Origin of the sequence: Arboricoccus pini, from assembly GCF_900187945.1 — a bacterium.
GTDB lineage: Bacteria > Pseudomonadota > Alphaproteobacteria > Geminicoccales > Geminicoccaceae > Arboricoccus > Arboricoccus pini.
In genome coordinates this window covers 61,654-79,042 of sequence record NZ_FYEH01000004.1, presented here as the reverse complement: position 1 = coordinate 79,042, position 17,389 = coordinate 61,654, and the positions used below count along the sequence as shown (strand labels likewise).

13 protein-coding genes are annotated in these 17,389 nt (G+C 64.2%); 9 read left to right on the top strand and 4 right to left on the bottom strand.

Annotated elements, in window-relative coordinates; all coding sequences use genetic code 11:
• Nucleotides 1-290: 290 nt before the first annotated feature.
• Nucleotides 291-2,366, top strand: a complete 2,076-nt coding sequence (locus CFB17_RS06785) for a TonB-dependent siderophore receptor (RefSeq protein WP_088560663.1) — start codon at nucleotides 291-293, stop codon at nucleotides 2,364-2,366.
• A complete protein-coding gene (locus CFB17_RS06780; RefSeq protein WP_165769468.1) occupies nucleotides 2,366-3,439 on the top strand; it encodes a siderophore-interacting protein in 1,074 nt (357 codons plus the stop codon). The genes CFB17_RS06785 and CFB17_RS06780 overlap by 1 nt, the downstream gene beginning before the upstream one ends.
• A gap of 62 nt (nucleotides 3,440-3,501) precedes the next feature.
• On the opposite strand, the gene CFB17_RS06775 is transcribed toward CFB17_RS06780, so the two are convergent.
• Nucleotides 3,502-3,960 (bottom strand): MmcB family DNA repair protein, encoded by a 459-nt coding sequence (locus tag CFB17_RS06775; protein WP_243389776.1) that lies wholly within the window; start codon nucleotides 3,958-3,960, stop codon nucleotides 3,502-3,504.
• Nucleotides 3,961-4,392: 432 nt separating this feature from the next.
• Here CFB17_RS06775 and CFB17_RS06765 point away from each other — a divergent pair, with 432 nt between their 5' ends.
• The 7 genes from CFB17_RS06765 (at nucleotide 4,393) to CFB17_RS06735 (ending at nucleotide 11,935) form a co-directional block, all read left to right on the top strand.
• Nucleotides 4,393-5,910 carry a replicative DNA helicase gene (locus CFB17_RS06765; protein WP_165769467.1) on the top strand — a complete coding sequence of 506 codons (1,518 nt, stop codon included), beginning with the start codon at nucleotides 4,393-4,395 and terminating at the stop codon, nucleotides 5,908-5,910.
• 71 nt (nucleotides 5,911-5,981) lie between these two features.
• Entirely contained in the window at nucleotides 5,982-6,755 is a 774-nt protein-coding gene (locus tag CFB17_RS06760) for an MlaE family ABC transporter permease (protein ID WP_088560660.1), read from the top strand.
• Nucleotides 6,756-6,777: 22 nt separating this feature from the next.
• Nucleotides 6,778-7,569 carry an ABC transporter ATP-binding protein gene (locus CFB17_RS06755; RefSeq protein WP_088560659.1) on the top strand — a complete coding sequence of 264 codons (792 nt, stop codon included), beginning with the start codon at nucleotides 6,778-6,780 and terminating at the stop codon, nucleotides 7,567-7,569.
• Nucleotides 7,570-7,580: 11 nt separating this feature from the next.
• Nucleotides 7,581-8,981 carry a DNA repair protein RadA gene (radA, locus tag CFB17_RS06750; RefSeq protein WP_088560658.1) on the top strand — a complete coding sequence of 467 codons (1,401 nt, stop codon included), beginning with the start codon at nucleotides 7,581-7,583 and terminating at the stop codon, nucleotides 8,979-8,981.
• A gap of 88 nt (nucleotides 8,982-9,069) precedes the next feature.
• The gene (locus CFB17_RS06745) at nucleotides 9,070-9,717 is read left to right on the top strand and encodes a CvpA family protein (RefSeq protein WP_165769466.1); all 648 of its coding nucleotides are present in this window, start codon (nucleotides 9,070-9,072) and stop codon (nucleotides 9,715-9,717) included.
• Between the two features lie 29 nt (nucleotides 9,718-9,746).
• The gene (purF, locus tag CFB17_RS06740; protein WP_243389775.1) at nucleotides 9,747-11,228 is read left to right on the top strand and encodes an amidophosphoribosyltransferase; all 1,482 of its coding nucleotides are present in this window, start codon (nucleotides 9,747-9,749) and stop codon (nucleotides 11,226-11,228) included.
• Nucleotides 11,225-11,935 carry an SDR family NAD(P)-dependent oxidoreductase gene (locus CFB17_RS06735; RefSeq protein WP_088560655.1) on the top strand — a complete coding sequence of 237 codons (711 nt, stop codon included), beginning with the start codon at nucleotides 11,225-11,227 and terminating at the stop codon, nucleotides 11,933-11,935. The genes purF and CFB17_RS06735 overlap by 4 nt, the downstream gene beginning before the upstream one ends.
• A 500-nt stretch (nucleotides 11,936-12,435) precedes the next feature.
• Here the strand turns inward: CFB17_RS06735 and CFB17_RS06730 are convergent, their stop codons facing one another.
• From CFB17_RS06730 to CFB17_RS06720, 3 genes are all read right to left on the bottom strand, one after another.
• On the bottom strand, nucleotides 12,436-14,478 hold the full coding sequence (locus tag CFB17_RS06730; protein WP_165769465.1) for an FUSC family protein: 2,043 nt from the start codon (nucleotides 14,476-14,478) through the stop codon (nucleotides 12,436-12,438).
• Between the two features lie 10 nt (nucleotides 14,479-14,488).
• The gene (gene der / locus CFB17_RS06725) at nucleotides 14,489-15,871 is read right to left on the bottom strand and encodes a ribosome biogenesis GTPase Der (protein WP_088560915.1); all 1,383 of its coding nucleotides are present in this window, start codon (nucleotides 15,869-15,871) and stop codon (nucleotides 14,489-14,491) included.
• Between the two features lie 153 nt (nucleotides 15,872-16,024).
• Complete coding sequence (locus tag CFB17_RS06720; protein ID WP_088560653.1) at nucleotides 16,025-17,344, bottom strand: outer membrane protein assembly factor BamB family protein; 1,320 nt, start codon at nucleotides 17,342-17,344, stop codon at nucleotides 16,025-16,027.
• Between the last annotated feature and the right edge of the window lie 45 nt (nucleotides 17,345-17,389).

Sequence of the window (17,389 nt, the reverse complement as noted above, 5' to 3'; positions counted from 1 at the left end):
ATCGCGCTTGCGAGGGGCAAGGCTTATTGTTATGGCGCGTTGGGACGGCCGAAAAGAAGCATCAATACATTAATCTAGTTCTAATTTTGAGAAATATCTCAATTTAGGCAAGCTTTGAACGCCGACCCCGTGAGTGCGCGCCGCACTTTATCAAGAACGTGGGCCTCGTCGTGGTAGCCAAATCTTCGAAAAGCTGGTCGTTATCTGCGTTTGCACTGGTCGGTTGTTCTTCCTTTGCCATTCTAGGTGCTGTTCTTGCTATTGAAGACGCTAAAGCACAACAAGCTCCGGTGCCTGCTACCTCCATTCTGCCGACGGTGGATGTCGAGGGGGCGGGTGGCCAGGCCGGTAGCTCCACCGGGCCGGTCAACGGCTACGTAGCCAGGCGCAGCGCGGTTGGCACCAAGACCGACACGCCCATCGCCGAGGTGCCGCAGGCGATCTCCGTCGTCGGCCGGGAGCAGATGACTGCTCAAGCCGCGCAGACGGTCGACGAGGCTGTGCGTTATTCCGCCGGCGTACGGGCTCAGCCCTTCGGCCCGGATACCCGCAATGACTGGTTCTATATTCGCGGCTTCGACGTCACGCAGACGGGCCTTTACCGTAACGGCCTCCAACTCTTCGCGACGGGCCTCGCCAGTTGGCGGGTCGACCCCTTCGGCCTTGAGCGGATCGACGTGTTGAAGGGCCCGGCGTCGGCCAGTTTCGGCGCCTCGGCACCGGGCGGCCTGATCAATCTGATCAGCAAGCGGCCGACCGAAGAGCCGCTGCGTTATCTGGAATTTGGCGTCGACAATTACGGCCAGGCCACGGCCGGCTATGATTTCGGCGGCAAAGCTACGAAGGACGGGACCTTCCTCTACCGCCTCACCGGGCGCGGCCATACCGGCGGCACCATGATCGACCACGTGGACAATCAGGGTGTCTTTATCGCGCCTGCTATCACCTGGAAGCCCAATCTCGACACCTCGCTTACCGTGATGGCGCTCTATCAAAAGGACAATACGGCGCCGCTCGGCGGCTTTCTTCCCTATGACGGCGTCGAGCGACAGACGGTTTCGGGCCAACGCATCCCGCGCGACTTCTTCACAAGCGACAAGGACCGCGACAAATATCACCGCGATCAGGCGATGGTCGGCTATGAGTTTCAGCATCGCATCGACGATACGTGGCAGGTCCGCCAGAACCTGGCCTACAATTATCTCAACCTTTATTATCGCTCGCTTTATCCCTATGGCTACAATGACGCGGCGCAAAAGCAGCTCTACCGCATCAACTTCAAGACCTCGCCGGAGGTTCACCTTTTCACGGTCGACAATCAGGTCCAGGCCGATTTCGCGACCGGGCCTGTCGACCACACGCTTTTGCTGGGCATCGACTATAAGCGCTATCATATAGCCGACGATCAAGCGACAGCATGGGACGTCGGCTTTCCGCTTAGCATCGACAAGCCGGACTATAACCAGCCGGTCAAGGATGCCACTTATCAACGCTACATTTTCAACCAGCAGACGCTGAACGATGTCGGCTTCTATCTGCAAGATCAGGCGAAGCTGACCGAGAAGCTGGTCCTCACGCTGGCCGGGCGCTACGACCTGACGACGCTCGAGACGGATAATCGCCTGACCGCGATCACCAGCCAGCGCGACCAGGACAACTGGAGCGGCAAGGTCGGCCTGAACTATCTCTTCGAGAACGGCATCACGCCCTATGCCTCGGTGTCGACCTTCTTCAACCCGACCGTGGGCGTCAACGCCGACGGCCAGGCCTTCAAGTCGGAGGAGGGCCATCAATACGAGGCGGGCGTCAAATATCTGCCGCCCAACCTGAATGCCCAGGTAACGGCGTCGGTTTTCAGCCTCACGCGAAAGAACGTCCTGACGCCCGATCCAACCAATTCGCTGAACCAGATCCAGAAAGGCGAGGTGCGCTCGAACGGCGTCGAGCTCGAAGGTGTCACCTCGCCCATGCCGGGCCTCAATCTCCTGGCCTCCTTCACCGCGATGGATCTCGAGGTGACAAAGAGCACGGGCGAGGACAAGGGCAAGAAACCGGTGGGCCAGCCGCAGGTGCTGGGCGCATTTTGGGCCGACTACACGCACCCGAACGGCCGTTTCAAGGGCCTGGGGGCTGGTCTGGGCGTTCGCTATCAGGGTCAGTCCTACGCCGACGAGGCCAACGATTATCGTGTCGACGACGCGTTGCTGGGTGATGCCGCCATTCACTACGAGCGCGCCGGCTGGCGGGTGGCGCTCAACGTCACCAACATCATGGACAAGCACTACACGGCCGCATGTAACGGAGTCTATTCCTGTTTCTACGGCGAGGGACGGCGGACCATGCTGACGGCCGCGGTCAAATGGTGATGGCACCTCTCAAGCGCACCTTCCGCTCGACCACGCGCATCAAGCTGGCGGATCCGGGGCGGGGCCTGGATATCCTCTGCCAGCATTACCAGGAGCACGCCCGCAAGGCCGCCTGGTCGGACGAGGCGGGCCTGATCGAGCTTTCCTTCGGCACGGCAAACCTCGCCAATCGCGACGGATCGTTACATATCGAGGCGCTTGCCTCCGATCTGGCCTCGCTCGCTTATCTGCGGGTCAGCATGGCGCATCACATGGAGCTGCTGGACGAGGCGGAGCCGCCTGCTCTCACATGGGAAGGTGATGGCTGTGACGTCGGTCCGCTGCCCTATTTCCGGGCATTGCGGGTTGCGGCGGCACAAACCTTGTCGCCACACATGCGCCGCCTCACCCTCAACGGCCCGGATATCGAGCGTTTCGCCACGGGCGGGTTGCATGTTCGCCTGGTCATTCCGCCCGCGGGCGTGGCCGATCCCATTTGGCCTACCATGGGCAGCAAGGGCCTGCCGAGCTTTCCGCAGGGGCCGGATCGACCGGAGACGCGGACCTACACGATTCGCCGGATCGACGTCGCGACGGGGCTTATCGACGTCGATTTCGTCGTGCACGCCGGGGACAGTGTCGGTTCGGATTTTGCGCTTCGCGCCAAGCCCGGCGATCCCGTGGGCATGATGGGGCCAGGCGGCGGCGATCTCGCGGCCGCCGATTGGTATCTGATGGCCGGTGACGAGACCGCACTGCCGGCCATCGCGCGCATGCTCGAAGAGCTATCGCCCGAGGCGCAGGGCACGGTGATCATCGAGGTGAACGATCCGGCGGACGAGTTGCCGCTCAAGTACCCCGAAGGCGTGCAAGTGCGCTGGCTGCATCGGGGCCGCGGCACGTCGTTGGAGGAGGCGGTGCGTGCCGTCTCCCTGCCAGGCGACCGGCGTTTCTTTATCTGGGCTGCGGCCGAGTTCGACACCTTCAAGGCGATCCGGCGCTATTGCCGCGACGAGCTGAACCTGACCAAGGAGCAGCATTTGGTGGGCGCCTTCTGGCGTCGTGGCTTGAAGGAAGGCGAGAAGGGCAACTAAACCCTGCGCTTACGCCCGTGGCCGGGTTCGACCCGACGGGAGCGGATATTCCGCTCTAGCGCTTAAAGCCCTTCCCAAGCGCGACCCTCTGGATCCTCCAGCGACTGCGCGCGCATGGCTGCCAGACGCGCAAAGCGCAAGGTGAGGGCACGCCGCCGTGCCGGTGGCAGGGGCCGTTTGATCGAGGGCCGGATGATTTCGCCGCCATAGGCATCGGCCAGGATCAGTCCCTCGGCCTCCGGCAGGATGCGCGTCGGAAAGTCAGGGGCGACGGCGAAGAAGAAGAAATCGGCATGGTCCAGATATTCATGCCATTTGCCGTCCGCCATGAAATCCGCCCTGCTGCTCTTGATCTCGATCGCCGTCAGGCTGCCATCACGGCCCAGGCCCAGAATATCGGGCCGGCGCCCGCTCTTGAGCCCCACTTCCTGGAGGGGAGCTACGTCCATGGCGATCATGAGGCGCATGACGCCGCGAGCGATTTTAGCTGCCGTCAGCCGTCCGATCTCTGAAGCCTGCACCGCGAGACCCTGTCATCTGGAACGAAAGAAGAACAATGCCATGGCCGGCGGGCGGCCCGCAACCCAACCCGGCGACAGGTGGCGGGCGTCTTCAGGCCGCCTTGCCAACGAGCGGCAGATCGAGTTTGACCACGGCATGCGAGTGCAGGGCGTCGACCATGCGCGACACCCGGCTTGGCCTTTCGGAGCCTGGCTCGGATGCGCCTCTGTCTCGTTGCCTCGTGCATAAGGGCAGGAAGGAGGCCCGCGCAGGTGCTGCAATGTCAACCATGCTGATCGCGTCATTCCTGGCGGGACAGGCAGCATCTGCGCCCGTGCTCGCCATGCGAGCACGGGCTGCCAAGGTGAAGATGTCCTGCCTTTTGCGAGACCCCTAAAAATTGATGTTATCCGGGCTCGCGCGAGCGGCCCGAGCTTGATAGACACGAACCCATGCATGAATTGGCGACGCGTACGAACGGATTGATGGAGGCGGCCGGACCAGCCGGATTTCGCGTCCAGCCCAGCAGCATCGAGCTGGAGCAGAGCCTCCTGGGCTCGATGCTGAGCAATAATGAGGCCTTCCACAGGGTGGCCGACTTTTTGAAGGCCGAGCATTTCTACGATCCCTGCCATCAGCGTCTCTTCGACGCGATAGCGGGGCGGGTGCTCAAGGGGCAGTTGGCCGACACCAACACGCTGGGGCCGCAGTTCGACGCCGATCCGGGCTTCAAGGAACTGGGTGGCTCGCGCTATCTCAAGCAACTCCTGATGGGTGCCGAGCCGGTCGCTAACGCCGTCGACTATGCCCGCATGATCCATGACCTGGCTTTGCGGCGTGGCCTGATCCGGGTGGGCGAGGATCTGACGGCGCGTGCCTTCGATCCGCACGCGGAACTGTCGGGCAAGGAGCAGATCGAGGAAGCCGAGCGGGAATTGTTCGGCTTGGCCCAGGAAGGTGAGGTCAAGGGCGATTTCCGTGCCTTCCCGACCGTCTTGACCGAAGCCGTCAAGATCATCGAGCGGGCCTACCACCGGGCGGGGCAACTCACGGGGGTGCCGACCGGCCTGCAAGGCCTGGATGAGAAGCTGGGTGGCCTGCAGAATTCCGATCTCCTGATCCTGGCCGGCCGTCCCAGCATGGGCAAGACAGCACTGGCGGTGACCATGGCCGCCAACGCTGCGACCGCTCTCATTGGGGACGACCAGGTGGAGCCCGGCCGCGCGCCGACTTTTTCTGTCGGTGTCTTCTCGCTCGAGATGTCCGCCGAGCAGTTGGCGACACGCCTTCTCTCGGCCGAGGCGCAGATCCCCTCCGACGAGCTCCGTCGCGGCCAGATTTCGGAGGAAGACTGGCCGCGTCTCGTTCAGGGCACGCAGCGTCTGGCCGAACGGGCCCTCTATATCGACGACACGCCGGCTCTTTCGATCGCCGCGTTGCGCACCCGTGCGCGACGGCTGATGCGCACGAACGGCCTCCATCTCCTGGTCGTCGATTATCTCCAGCTTCTGCGCGGCACCAGCGCCTCCAGTCTCGCCAACCGCGTGCAGGAGGTGAGCGAGATCACCCAGGGCCTGAAGGCGATCGCCAAGGAACTGAACATTCCGGTACTGGCACTTTCGCAGCTCAGCCGCGCTGTCGAGAGCCGCGAGGACAAGCGGCCGATGCTCTCGGATCTGCGCGAGTCGGGCTCGATCGAACAGGACGCGGATGTCGTCATGTTTGTTTATCGCGAGGAATATTATCTCTCCCGCGCCATCCCGACGCAGCGCGAGAACGAGGGCCCGGACAAATTCCGCGAGCGCTACGATCTCTGGTCGCAGAAATGCGAGCAGGCTTACAACAAGGCCGAGGTCATCATCGCCAAGCAGCGGCACGGGCCTATCGGCAATGTCCAGCTCCAGTTCGACGCCACGTTCGGCCGCTTCCGCAACCTTGAGCAGGGTGGTTATGAGGAAGGCTTTTACTGATTGCCGGTTTGACGGGCCGCCGAGCGGCTGCTAACCCGCAGCCTCGCTATGCCTCTAGCTATGGATCGCGCATGAACCCCTTGGCGCTGACCGGTGCTGCTGTCCTTGGCATCGTCTCGACCTTGGGCGGCCTCGTGACGTTTGCCCTGCGAGCACTCTCCCGCGGCATCGTCGGCCCCTGGTACCCCCGACAAATTCTCCGGCAGATGCTCGATATCGGCTATTATTCATTGCCGGTCGTCGGGCTGACGGCGATCTTCACCGGCATGGTGCTGGCGTTGCAGAGCTATACCGGCTTTTCCCGCTTTCAGGCCCAAAGCGCCATCCCCAATATCGTCGTCCTTTCGATGACGCGCGAGCTCGGCCCGGTCCTGGCCGGCCTGATGGTGGCTGGGCGCGTCGGCGCCTCGATGGCAGCCGAGCTCGGCACGATGCGCGTGACCGAGCAGATCGACGCGCTCTCGACCCTTTCGACCGATCCCTACCGCTATCTCGTCTTTCCCCGCCTTCTGGGCGGAGTCTTGATGCTGCCGGCTCTTGTCCTGGTGGCAGATGTGATCGGCATCATGGGTGGCTGGCTCGTGAGCACGGTGAAACTGGGCTTCAACCCCGTCAGCTACGTCAACAGCACCTTTGGCTTCCTCTCGACGGGCGATGTCGTCTCGGGCCTCGTCAAGGCGGCCGTCTTCGGTTTCCTCGTCTGCCTGATGGGCTGCTATCAGGGCTATATGAGCCGGGGCGGAGCGCAGGGCGTGGGTACGGCCACGACCCGGGCCGTGGTCGCGGCCTCAATCCTGATCCTTACCTCGGACTATATCGTGACCGAGATTTTCTTCAGCCACTAGCGGCAGCCCGGGAGCAACCGCGATGGCGGCACGAGAGACGAAGATCAGCGTCAAGGGACTGGCCAAGGCCTTTGGCCGCAATCATGTGCTAAGGGGCCTCGACATCGAGGTCGAGGCCGGCACGTCGGTCGTGGTCATCGGCGGCTCGGGCACGGGCAAGTCCGTGCTCATCAAGTCGATTCTCGGGATCGTCGAGCCCGATGCCGGGCAGATCCTGATCGATGGTCAAGACGTTCTGGCCGCCTCGCGCCGGCAGGCGCAGGCGTTGCGCGGGCAGATCGGTATGCTTTTCCAAGGTGCGGCTCTCTTCGACAGCCTGCCCGTCTGGGAAAATGTCGCGTTCGGGCTGATGGCCAAGGCGAAAATACCTCGCGACCAGGCCAGGGTCCGCGCCGTCGAGACGCTGGAAGCCGTGGGGCTGGGCGAACCTGTGGCCGATCTTTTTCCAGCCGAACTCTCGGGCGGCATGCAAAAGCGCGTCGGCCTGGCGCGCGCCATTGCCACGCGTCCGGCCATTCTCTTCTTCGATGAGCCGACGACCGGGCTCGACCCGATCATGGCGGATGTCATCAACGATCTGATCCGCAGCGTCGTCAGCGATCTCGGCGCCACCGCTCTTTCCATCACCCATGATATGGCCTCGGTGCGAAAGATCGCCGATCGTGTCGCCATGCTCTATGAGGGCCGCATCATCTGGGAAGGGCCGGCCAAGGACATTGATGCCAGCGGCAATCCCTTTGTCGATCAGTTCGTGCATGGCCGGGCGGACGGGCCGATCGCCACGATCCAGGCACCGCAGCGCCGGGCCGGGTAGGGCGCTCGCTGATGGCCCGGTCGCGCGCTGCCTATGTCTGCCAGGCTTGCGGCGCCACGTCGCCGCGCTGGGCCGGCCGATGCGAGGCCTGTGGCGCCTGGAATTCGATCGTCGAGGAAATCCAGGCGAGTCGGCCCAAGGGCAGCCTGGTACCCAAGCGAGGTGCGCCGGGGCTGGACGTAGTGCGCCTTCATGATCCCCTGGAGCAACCGCCGCCGCGCCTTGGCACGGGCATCGAGGAACTGGACAGGGTACTGGGTGGCGGCATCGTCCAGGGCTCAGCCATCCTCGTGGGCGGCGATCCTGGCATCGGCAAGTCGACCCTGACCCTGCAGGCCGCGGCGGCCCTCTCGGCGGCCGGCCGGCAGGTCACCTATGTGAGCGGCGAGGAATCGACAGATCAGATCCGGCTTCGTGCCGCGCGGCTTGGCCTCGAAGCACCGGGCCTGGGACTGGCGGCCGCGACCTCGGTGGCCGAGATCCTGGCGACGCTGGAGCATGGACGAGCGCCCGATCTGCTCGTCATCGATTCCATTCAGACGATGTGGAGCGAGGCCGTCGATTCCGCGCCTGGCACGGTAACGCAGCTTCGCGCCGCCGCGCAGAGCCTGATCGGCTTTGCCAAGCGGCGCCACACGGCGGTCTTGTTCATCGGCCATGTGACCAAGGACGGCCAGATCGCGGGGCCGCGCGTTCTCGAGCACATGGTGGATGCCGTCCTTTATTTCGAGGGCGAACGCGGCGGTCAGTTCCGCATCCTGCGAGCGGTCAAGAACCGCTTCGGGCCGGCCAACGAGATCGGTGTCTTCGAGATGCATGGTCTTGGCCTTCTGCCGGTCGCCAATCCCTCGGCACTTTTCCTGGCCGAGCGCGACGCCGAGGTCGCCGGCAGCGCCGTCTTTGCGGGCATGGAGGGCAGCCGGCCCGTCCTGGTGGAGGTCCAGGCGTTGGTGGCGCCAAGCGCGCTCGGCACGCCGCGCCGGGCCGTGGTCGGCTGGGACGGCAACCGGCTGGCCATGATCCTGGCGGTCCTCGAAACGCGCTGCGGCCTTGTGATCGGGCCGCGCGACGTCTATCTGAACGTCGCCGGCGGCCTCAGGGTCCAGGAGCCGGCAGCCGATCTCGCCGTGGCCGCCGCCCTCGTCTCTGCCGCATTGGATGCGCCTTTGCCCGCTGGTCTCGTACTTTTCGGCGAAATCGGCCTGTCAGGCGAGATCCGGGGCGTGACGCAGGCGACGAGTCGGCTGAAGGAAGCCGCCAAGCTGGGCTTTGCCCGGGCCATGGCGCCGGCCGGCAGCGAGGCCAGCGGCCTGAAGCTCCATCCGATCAGGCGGCTGGCCGATCTTGTGACCATCATCGGCGCCAGGGCGGGCGAAGGACGACGGCCAGTGCCGTCGCCGGACGAACCGTGATTATCCCTGGCCCTGTTGCCCGGCTACGGGCTAGAGCGTCCTCGAGAACGGGCCGATGGCCCGAGCGTGGGACTTTGCGAGTGCAGGCATGAATCAGCTTCCCTTCACCGCGTTCGACATCGCGGTGGTGGCCGTTATCGTCATCTCGGCGCTTCTCTCGCTTTCGCGCGGCATAGCGCGTGAGATTGCCAGCCTCCTCAGCTGGATCGGTGCTGCGGCCGTGGCCTGGTTCGCCTATGAGCCGGCCAAGCCGATCATGACGCAGATCACGCACCAGGAACTCTTTGTCGATCTCGGCACGGCAGCCCTGGTCTTTGTCATCCCCTTGATCATTCTCAAGATCATCTTTGGCATGATCGCCGCCAACGTCGAGGGCTCCAGGCTGACGACCGCCGACAAATTGTTCGGGCTAGTCTATGGTTTTGGGCGGGGTGCGCTCTTGGTCTGCCTTGCCTATCTATTAGGTACGCTCATTCTCGAGCGCAGAGAGTTTCCGACTTGGGTGACGACAGCCTATCTCGAGCCACCGGTCGCACGAGGGGCCTCGATAATCCGCGCTTGGCTGCCAGGCGACATTCGCGAGCGCGGGCAGCAGGCGGGCGAAGAGGCTATGGAACGAGCGCAACGTTATCGCAACGGTGCTACTGTCGATGACGGCAAGTCGAAGGACGGACCCAGCGCTACCGATCGCGGCAAGCTGGAACAGCTTTTCCCGCAAGGAGGGCAAAGTCAGTGATGTCGAGCAAGCCTGATGATGGAGCATCGATGACAGACCTGGCAGCGCCGGCCTGGCAGGTTGGCGAGGACGACAAGCTGCACGAGGAGTGCGGCGTCTTCGCGATCTATGGCGCCAGCCATGCCGCGGCCGTCACGGCCCTTGGCCTGCACGCGCTTCAGCATCGCGGCCAGGAGGCGGCCGGCATCGTTTCCTTCGATGGCAAACTTTTCCATCAGCATCGCGCCAAAGGTCTGATCGGCGATAGCTTCTCGCGCAAGAGCGTCATCGAGCAGCTGCCGGGCAACGCCGCGCTCGGCCATAATCGTTATGCGACGACAGGCGCCTCGGAGATGCGCAACGTTCAGCCGCTCTATGCCGATTTCGCCTTCGGCGGCTTCGCGCTGGCGCATAACGGCAATCTGTCGAACGCCGGCAAGCTCCGGCGCGAACTCGTCCAGCGCGGCAGCATCTTCCAGTCGACCAGCGACACTGAGACCATCATTCATCTGATGGCCATCTCAAAGAAGAAGACGATCGTCCATCGCCTGATCGAGGCGATGGAGCAGTGCGAGGGGGCCTACTCGCTTGCCGCCATGTATGATGACGGCATCATCGGCGTGCGCGATCCTCTGGGCATCCGCCCGCTGGTGCTGGGCGAGTTGGATGGCGCCTCGGTTCTCGCCTCCGAGACCTGCGCCCTCGACATCCTGGGGGCTGCCTATGTGCGTGACATCGAGCCCGGCGAGGTCGTCGTCATCGACAAGCGCGGTATGACGAGCCTGCGGCCGTTCAAGCCGCGCGAGCATCGCTTTTGCATCTTTGAATATGTCTATTTCGCCCGGCCGGACAGCACACTCGAGGGACGGGGCGTCTACGACATCAGGAAGCGGATCGGCCAGGAACTGGCGCGCGAGCAGCCGACCCCGGCCGACGTTATCGTGCCGGTGCCCGACAGCGGCGTGCCGGCGGCGATCGGCTACGCGCAGGAATCGGGCATTCCATTCGAGCTCGGCATCATTCGCAATCATTATGTCGGCCGCACCTTCATCGAGCCCACCGACCAGATCCGCCATCTGGGCGTGAAGCTTAAGCACAACGCCAATCGCAGCATGCTGGCGGGCAAGCGCGTCATTCTCGTCGACGATTCGATCGTCCGCGGCACGACCTCGACCAAGATCGTGGCGATGGTGCGCCAAGCTGGCGCCAGCGAGGTGCATATGCGGATCGCCAGCCCGCCGACGCAGCATGGCTGCTACTATGGCGTCGACACGCCCGAGCGCTCGAAATTGCTAGCTGCCCGGCATACGTTGGATGAGATGGCGCGGATCATCGGCGTCGATTCTTTAGGTTTTCTCTCCTTCGACGGCCTCTACCGGGCCGTCGGCGAGGCCAAGCGCGACCCTGCCAATCTTGCTTTCTGCGATGCCTGCTTCACTGGTGACTATCCGACACCGCTCACCGACTACGACCATGAGAACGCGCCCGCCAATTCCCTACCGGGCTTACTGCAGGAAGCCGCCATTTCGTGATTAAGCTGACCGGCCGGACTGTCCTCGTCACCGGGGCCAGCCGTGGTCTCGGACGCGCGGTTGCCCTGGCCTGCGCCGGTGGAGGCGCCAGCTTAGTGCTGGTCGCAAGGACCCGAGGCGCTCTGGAAGAGCTGGATGACGAGGTAAGGGGGATGGGCGCGCCGCCGCCCATCTTGATAACGTTGGACCTCCTGAACGGCGACCTGGTCGACAAATTAGGACCGGCTCTTTTCGAGCGCTGTCCACGCCTGGACGGTCTCTTTTCGGCTGCGGCCGACCTCGGTGTCCTGACGCCTGTCGCACAGCTGGATCCCGTCGTATTCGCTCGGACGGTGGGTCTCGACCTTCTGGCGCAACAGCGCCTGATCCGCACGCTCGATCCGCTGCTGCGGGCGTCCGACGCCGGTCGCGCCGTCTTTGCCACGTGTGAGGCAGCGCGGACGCCGCGCGCCTATTGGGGCGGCTATGCGGCCGCCAAGGCGGCCTTGGAGGCCCTCGTCCTGGCTTATGCGGCGGAACAGGGCCTGACTCGCCTCAAGGTCAATCTCGTCGATCCCGGGCCGATGGACACGCGGCTGCGGGGCAGGGCCTTTCCCGGTGAACGTGCGGGTGATCGACCGGACCCGTCGGTGCATGCGGCGGCCATCGCTGAGCTGCTGGCACCGTCCAGCACCGCTCACGGTCGGCTCATCTCTCTTTGCAGCTAAGAACCGCGTTGTCTTTCTGGCGGCAGAAAATATTAGATAATTATCATCATTGATGAATTATTCGTGTCTGGCCCTGGCCCGCTTTTTTGATCTTGTCGGGTTATTTTGAATAAACCGCCAGGGATAGGTGGGCGTTAATGTCGCTGTCGGTCCGTGTGGTGATATGAAGACGAGGTGCGCCGTTTCCTGTTGACCCCCACTGATGCTCGCCACTTTTACTGCTCGCAACTAAACCGTCGCTTCGTGCGGCCCTGCCATTGCTGGCTAGCAGCGCCGGGCTAGTCGGCCTGACGCAGCCGGGAGCGGCGAGAGGGCGGCAGTCTCAGCGTCTGATCGGCCGGCGCCGCTGGCGACAGATCTTGGCGCGTCCAACTCCCGAAGACGCCTGGATGAACGGTCGCCGGCCTGGTTCGGCTGCCGTCACCACTCATGGTGAGGCGAACAGGCTCGTCGTATCCTCGCGCATGGATGGCGATCGGCGCAGGAAGCGCGTTGGACCCTCAAGGGCGCTTCAGGCTCGGGTCGAACAGATCGGGATGATCGAGCAGCCGCTCAGCTACTTCCTCCGTGGCCTCGAGGGCCCTGGCACTGGCCATGGCCTGCCTAGGTGGCAGGCTCGGTGCCAGGCGTCGCAGGAGTGCCACCGTCGCGGCGGCGGCATCGACCGCGGCCTGCGGGCTTTGCGCCATCTCGCGCAGGCGCCTTATCGTCGCATCGAGCTGTTGCAGGCTGGCGGCCGGTAGCTCCTGCTCATGGCGGATGCGCGCCAGGCGCGCACCGCCGATGCCAAGGTCGAGGGCTGCCAGGAGGTTGGCAAACGGTCGCTCGCTGTCGGGATCCTTGTCGACCACCGTCGGGCCGGCGCGGGCGATCCGGTCGGCCATGCGTCGCGCCCAAGTATGCGTCGAGCGATAGGGGTCGGTCAGAGGCTGCGCCAAGTCCCTGACGACGGCGGCAAGGAGGCGTTTCCGGCGGCGGGCTGGATTAACGGGCAGGAACAGATGAAAGCAGAGGCTGGCAAACGCCATGCTGACCAGGAGGGAAATCGCGCTGTTGAAGAAGCCCGTGGCGGTCTGGCGCGCGAGATTTTCGGGCTCGATCATGTTCCAAAAGAAAATCGAGCCTGCCGCTGCCATCCCGGCATAGGGACTGAAATAGGCGAGCCCGCCTAGAAAGAGGAAAGGGCCGATGCCCAGAGCCAGCATCGCGAACCCACTCATCTTGGGCAGGATGATGAATGTGGCGACGGCAGCCGGGAGCACAGCTACCGCCGTTCCCTTGAGGAAGGCCAGGCTACCGGCCACCGGGTTGTCGCGGGTCGCGAAAAGCGCGCAGACCACGGCCACGATGATCACAAACGAGCCGCCATCCTGCCAGGCAGAGGCAATCCAGAGGAAGGATGCAAGGCAGACCGACAAGGTGGCGCGCACGCCGTTGATCCATGCCCCCTGAACGTCGCGATGGTGAACTGTTCGACCACGGGAGGCCAGGACGTCACCCTTCAGGCCGATCAGATGCACAAGTTCCTGCTCGAGCGAACGCAGGATCACGTCCAGCCGGTCGAGGAGAAAGCGCGTCTGGGTGGCAGCGGCGCTTTTCCCCTCGTCGGTCAATGGCTGGTCGACGGCGAGACTTTGCCGAAGTGTCCTCACGCGTGACAGGATCTCCTTGTCCGCGAGGCGATCCAGAAGTCCCGGAATTTCGTCGAAAAGGCGCTTCGCTTCGGCCTGAGCGCGGGCGATTCGCTGATGCGTTATGGCATAGAGCGGAGTCCGGGCGATGCGTCGGCTCGTCGAATGCGCGGCGGAGAGCTGGATCAAAAGGCTCGTGATGATCTGACGGATGTGGCCCGAATGACGGTCGATCTCGCTCGAGGCAGCGGCGGCATACTCGGCCGCGGTGTCCAATGCGTTGATCTCGCTCACGAGCCGGCCCATTTGCGGCCCCGGCTGCAGCTTGCCTCGAAGTGCCTGACTGCTGGCTGCGGCGACGCGGCTGAGCGCCAGGCGGATCTTCCGGTCCAGACCGCGCGCCGCACTTCCGGGTGTAAGAATCGAGGTGGCGACCGTCTCGCAGAGGATGCCCAGCAGGACGTAGAGCAGCCGCGCGATGGCGATGTCGAAAACATTCTCGGGTTGGCTGGCGGCGCCGATGGCTATCATGGCCGCCGTATAGCCGGCGAGCACGGCGCTGTAGGCGCGGAAATTGCGCAGAAGCGTGGCAATGCCCGTGCAGATGCCGATCCAGATCGCAAGGCCGCTCAAAAATAATTCGGGTGTCTGAATGCAGGTAGCCGCAAGGGCGAGCGCTACTGCGGCGCCGGTGAGCGTACCCAGAATTCGAGCACGGGCCTTTGCGAGCGACATGCCGCGCTCGGGCTGAGCCACGATCCAGACCGTGGTTGCGGCCCAGCCCGGATCGTCCATGTCCATGAGGAAGGCGATCGCCAGCGCTACCAGCGAGGTGACCGTCGTGCGCAACGCGAAGGCCAAGGCGGGCCAGCGCGGCGCAAGGAGCCAGGCGATGCCGGGCGGCAACTTCACCGCATGGAGCCTATTTCTTGTCGTAGGGGTTTTCGCCGTGCCGCACCATGAGATGCAAGGGCGCGCCGTCGAGGTCAAATGCCTCGCGAAGGCCCGCTGCCAGATAGCGCAGATAGCTCTCGGGCAGCATGTCGGCGGACTTGTTGGCGAAGAGCGCAAAGCGCGGCGGCCTTGTCGCCACCTGTGTCATGAAGCGGATCTTGATGCGCCGGTTCTGCGCCATTGGCGGCGGATGACGCTCGAGTGCCGCATGGAGCCATTGATTGAGCTTGTGGGTCGGAATGCGCTTGCGCCAGCGCGCATGTGCGACCGTGGCTGCTTCCAGGAGCCGATCCAGGCCGCGCCCGGTCTTTGCCGAGACGACGGCTAACTCGACTCCTTTGATCTGCGCCAGCTTCTCCTCGATCTTGTAGCGAAGCTCGCTCAGCGCTTCCTCCGGCTCCTCGATCAAGTCCCATTTATTGGCGGCCACGACCAGCGCCCGGCCCTCGTCGAGAGCCAGATTGGCGATGGTCAGATCCTGGTGTTCCAAAGGAGCGGTGGCATCAACCAGGAGGAGGACCACATGAGCGCCCCGGATCGAGCGGACCGTCGAGGAGGCGGAGAGTTTCTCCACCTGATGGTCGATCCTGGCCTTACGCCTGAGCCCGGCTGTATCGACCAACTCGATGCGTTTGCCCTGCCATTCGAACATCACCTGGACGGAGTCACGGGTGAGGCCAGGCTCCGGACCGGTCAGCAGCCGTTCCGACTGCAGCAGGCGATTGATGAGTGAGGACTTGCCGACATTGGGTCTGCCGACCACGGCTAAGCGAAACCAATCGTCGCCGTCGTCGGCCTCATCCTCATCCTGTCCAAGGACAGCTCTTTCTTCCCCGTCCTCCGCCTCGGTCGGCGGCGGTGCCAGATAGGGGCGCAGGGCCGCCAGGAGGTCGGGCATGCCATCGCCATGCTCCGCCGAGATGGCGATGGGCTCGCCCAGGCCAAGGCTCCAGGCCTCGCCAATGCCGCTCTGTGCCGCCCGGCTTTCAGCTTTGTTGGCAACCAAGAGGATCGGCTTGCCCGCCTTGCAGCGCAGCATTTTAGCAAGATCGGCATCCAGGCCCGTGATGCCGCCTTTGGCATCAACCAGGAGGATGCCAACATCGGCCTCGGCCAGCCCAGCCAGGCTTTGAGCCGTCAACCGCGCCTCGAGGCCGCCTGTGTCGCCCACGTCCATGCCAGCCGTGTCGATCACGTTGAACTCGAGTTCGCCAAGGCGACCCTTGGCCTCCAGCCGATCGCGCGTGACGCCCGGCATGTCGTGCACCAGGGCTCGCCTGCTGCCGGTCAGGCGATTGAACAAAGTTGACTTGCCGACATTTGGTCGGCCCAGGATGGCGAGCGTGCGCATGGCTTTGAAAGACAGCCTCAGGACGTGCCGCCCCACATGAGAGGAGGCGGGTGGGACGAACGTCGCCGGCGCGGCCGTCGACTGAAAGAGTGCCTAGTCTAGAGCAAGCCGCCCCGCGACGGGAGTCCGTCGCGAGGCGCTCGGCCCCAGGACTTAGCGAAGGGCCGTCACACGCGACTTGTCGTCCAGGACGTAGACAGTACCGTTGGCAACGATGGGCGGCTGGCGGATGGGCGTTCCACCGGCGTAGTGCTGCTGAAAGCTGCCATCATTGGGGCTGAAGCTCAAAACGTCGCCTGATGAGCCGGCCACGATCAGCGAATCGCCGACCAAAAGCGGGCCGGTCCAGCTGGTGTTTGACGGCAGCTTCGTCAGCCCGGCCTGCGTCGCGATGTGCTGGACCCAGCGAACGGCGCCGCTCTGGCGCAGGAGACAGACCAACTCGCCCGCCTCGGTGATGACGTAGAGAACGTTGCCGGCGAGGGCGGGCGTTTCCAGGGAGCTGATCTGGTTGTCCCAGACGCGGGTGCCACGATCCAGCATCAAGGCCGCCATCTCGCCAGCACCGCCGGCGATGTAGACCGTGCCGTCGGCGATAACGGGTGCTGCCGTGATGTCGGTGATCGTATCGAGGGCCAGGATGCTGCGTCCGCCGAGCACGGTTTCGGTCCAGAGCTCGCGTCCATCGTCCAGGAGAAGAGCGAAGACCTCACCCGAGGAATAGGCGACGATGACCGTGGTGCCGAGGACGGCGGCCGGCGAACCGCCCAGGATGCCGGCCTGCTCGAAGGCGCCGGCATGCCGCCAGCGCAACTCGCCCGTGGTGGGATTGAGCGAGTAGAGCTGGTTGTCGGCGGTCCTTACCAGAACGTTGCCCGGTGCCGCCGTGGGCGCGCTGCGTAGCGGCGAATTCAATTGCCGGCGCCAGACCTCCTTGCCGTCATTGGCATCCAGCGCCACGACCCAGCCATTGCCATAGGTCACGAAGAGGAGGCCGTTGTCGTAGGCGGCCGCACCACCGGCGACACGGTCACTGTCGCCGAGCCGGCTGATATGCTGCGACCAGATCTCTTTGCCCGACGAGCCGTCGAGCGCGGTGACCCGCCCCTCGGAATCGACGCCGAAGATCCGACCCTGGGCAGCGACGAGCGAACCCAGGAGCGGGTAGCTCGAGGAGGCGCTGGCACCGATGCTGGTCGACCAGGCCTCGCTTAAAGTGCCCGTACCGGCCGCGCGCCCGGTCACATGGGCGAGATTGGCGAAGGCCTGCGGCCATTCCGGTTGGGCGTTGGGTGCGGGAAGATCGATGCTCACCCCGGCCGCGGCTACGTCCGCTACCGGACCGGGCGTGGTCATGAGGACGGACTTGCGCACGCCTGGCAGCGGCGGTCCCTCATCTTGGCCGAGCCAGCCGCAGGCACCCAGGGGCAGAGCGGCGGCGGTGGCCAGGAGCAGACGGCGACGGGATGGCATGGTTGAAAGCTCCAGGATCAGGAACCGCGCTTGGCGGATGAACGG

What these genes read in the sequence shown, in the direction of transcription:
- CFB17_RS06780 (WP_165769468.1), top strand. Translation starts at nt 2,366, where the DNA reads ATGGCACCTCTCAAGCGCACCTTCCGCTCGACCACGCGCATCAAGCTG.
- CFB17_RS06765 (WP_165769467.1), top strand. Translation starts at nt 4,393, where the DNA reads ATGCATGAATTGGCGACGCGTACGAACGGATTGATGGAGGCGGCCGGA.
- CFB17_RS06760 (WP_088560660.1), top strand. Translation starts at nt 5,982, where the DNA reads ATGAACCCCTTGGCGCTGACCGGTGCTGCTGTCCTTGGCATCGTCTCG.
- CFB17_RS06755 (WP_088560659.1), top strand. Translation starts at nt 6,778, where the DNA reads ATGGCGGCACGAGAGACGAAGATCAGCGTCAAGGGACTGGCCAAGGCC.
- radA (WP_088560658.1), top strand. Translation starts at nt 7,581, where the DNA reads ATGGCCCGGTCGCGCGCTGCCTATGTCTGCCAGGCTTGCGGCGCCACG.
- CFB17_RS06745 (WP_165769466.1), top strand. Translation starts at nt 9,070, where the DNA reads ATGAATCAGCTTCCCTTCACCGCGTTCGACATCGCGGTGGTGGCCGTT.
- purF (WP_243389775.1), top strand. Translation starts at nt 9,747, where the DNA reads ATGACAGACCTGGCAGCGCCGGCCTGGCAGGTTGGCGAGGACGACAAG.
- der (WP_088560915.1), bottom strand. Translation starts at nt 15,871, where the DNA reads ATGCGCACGCTCGCCATCCTGGGCCGACCAAATGTCGGCAAGTCAACT.
- CFB17_RS06720 (WP_088560653.1), bottom strand. Translation starts at nt 17,344, where the DNA reads ATGCCATCCCGTCGCCGTCTGCTCCTGGCCACCGCCGCCGCTCTGCCC.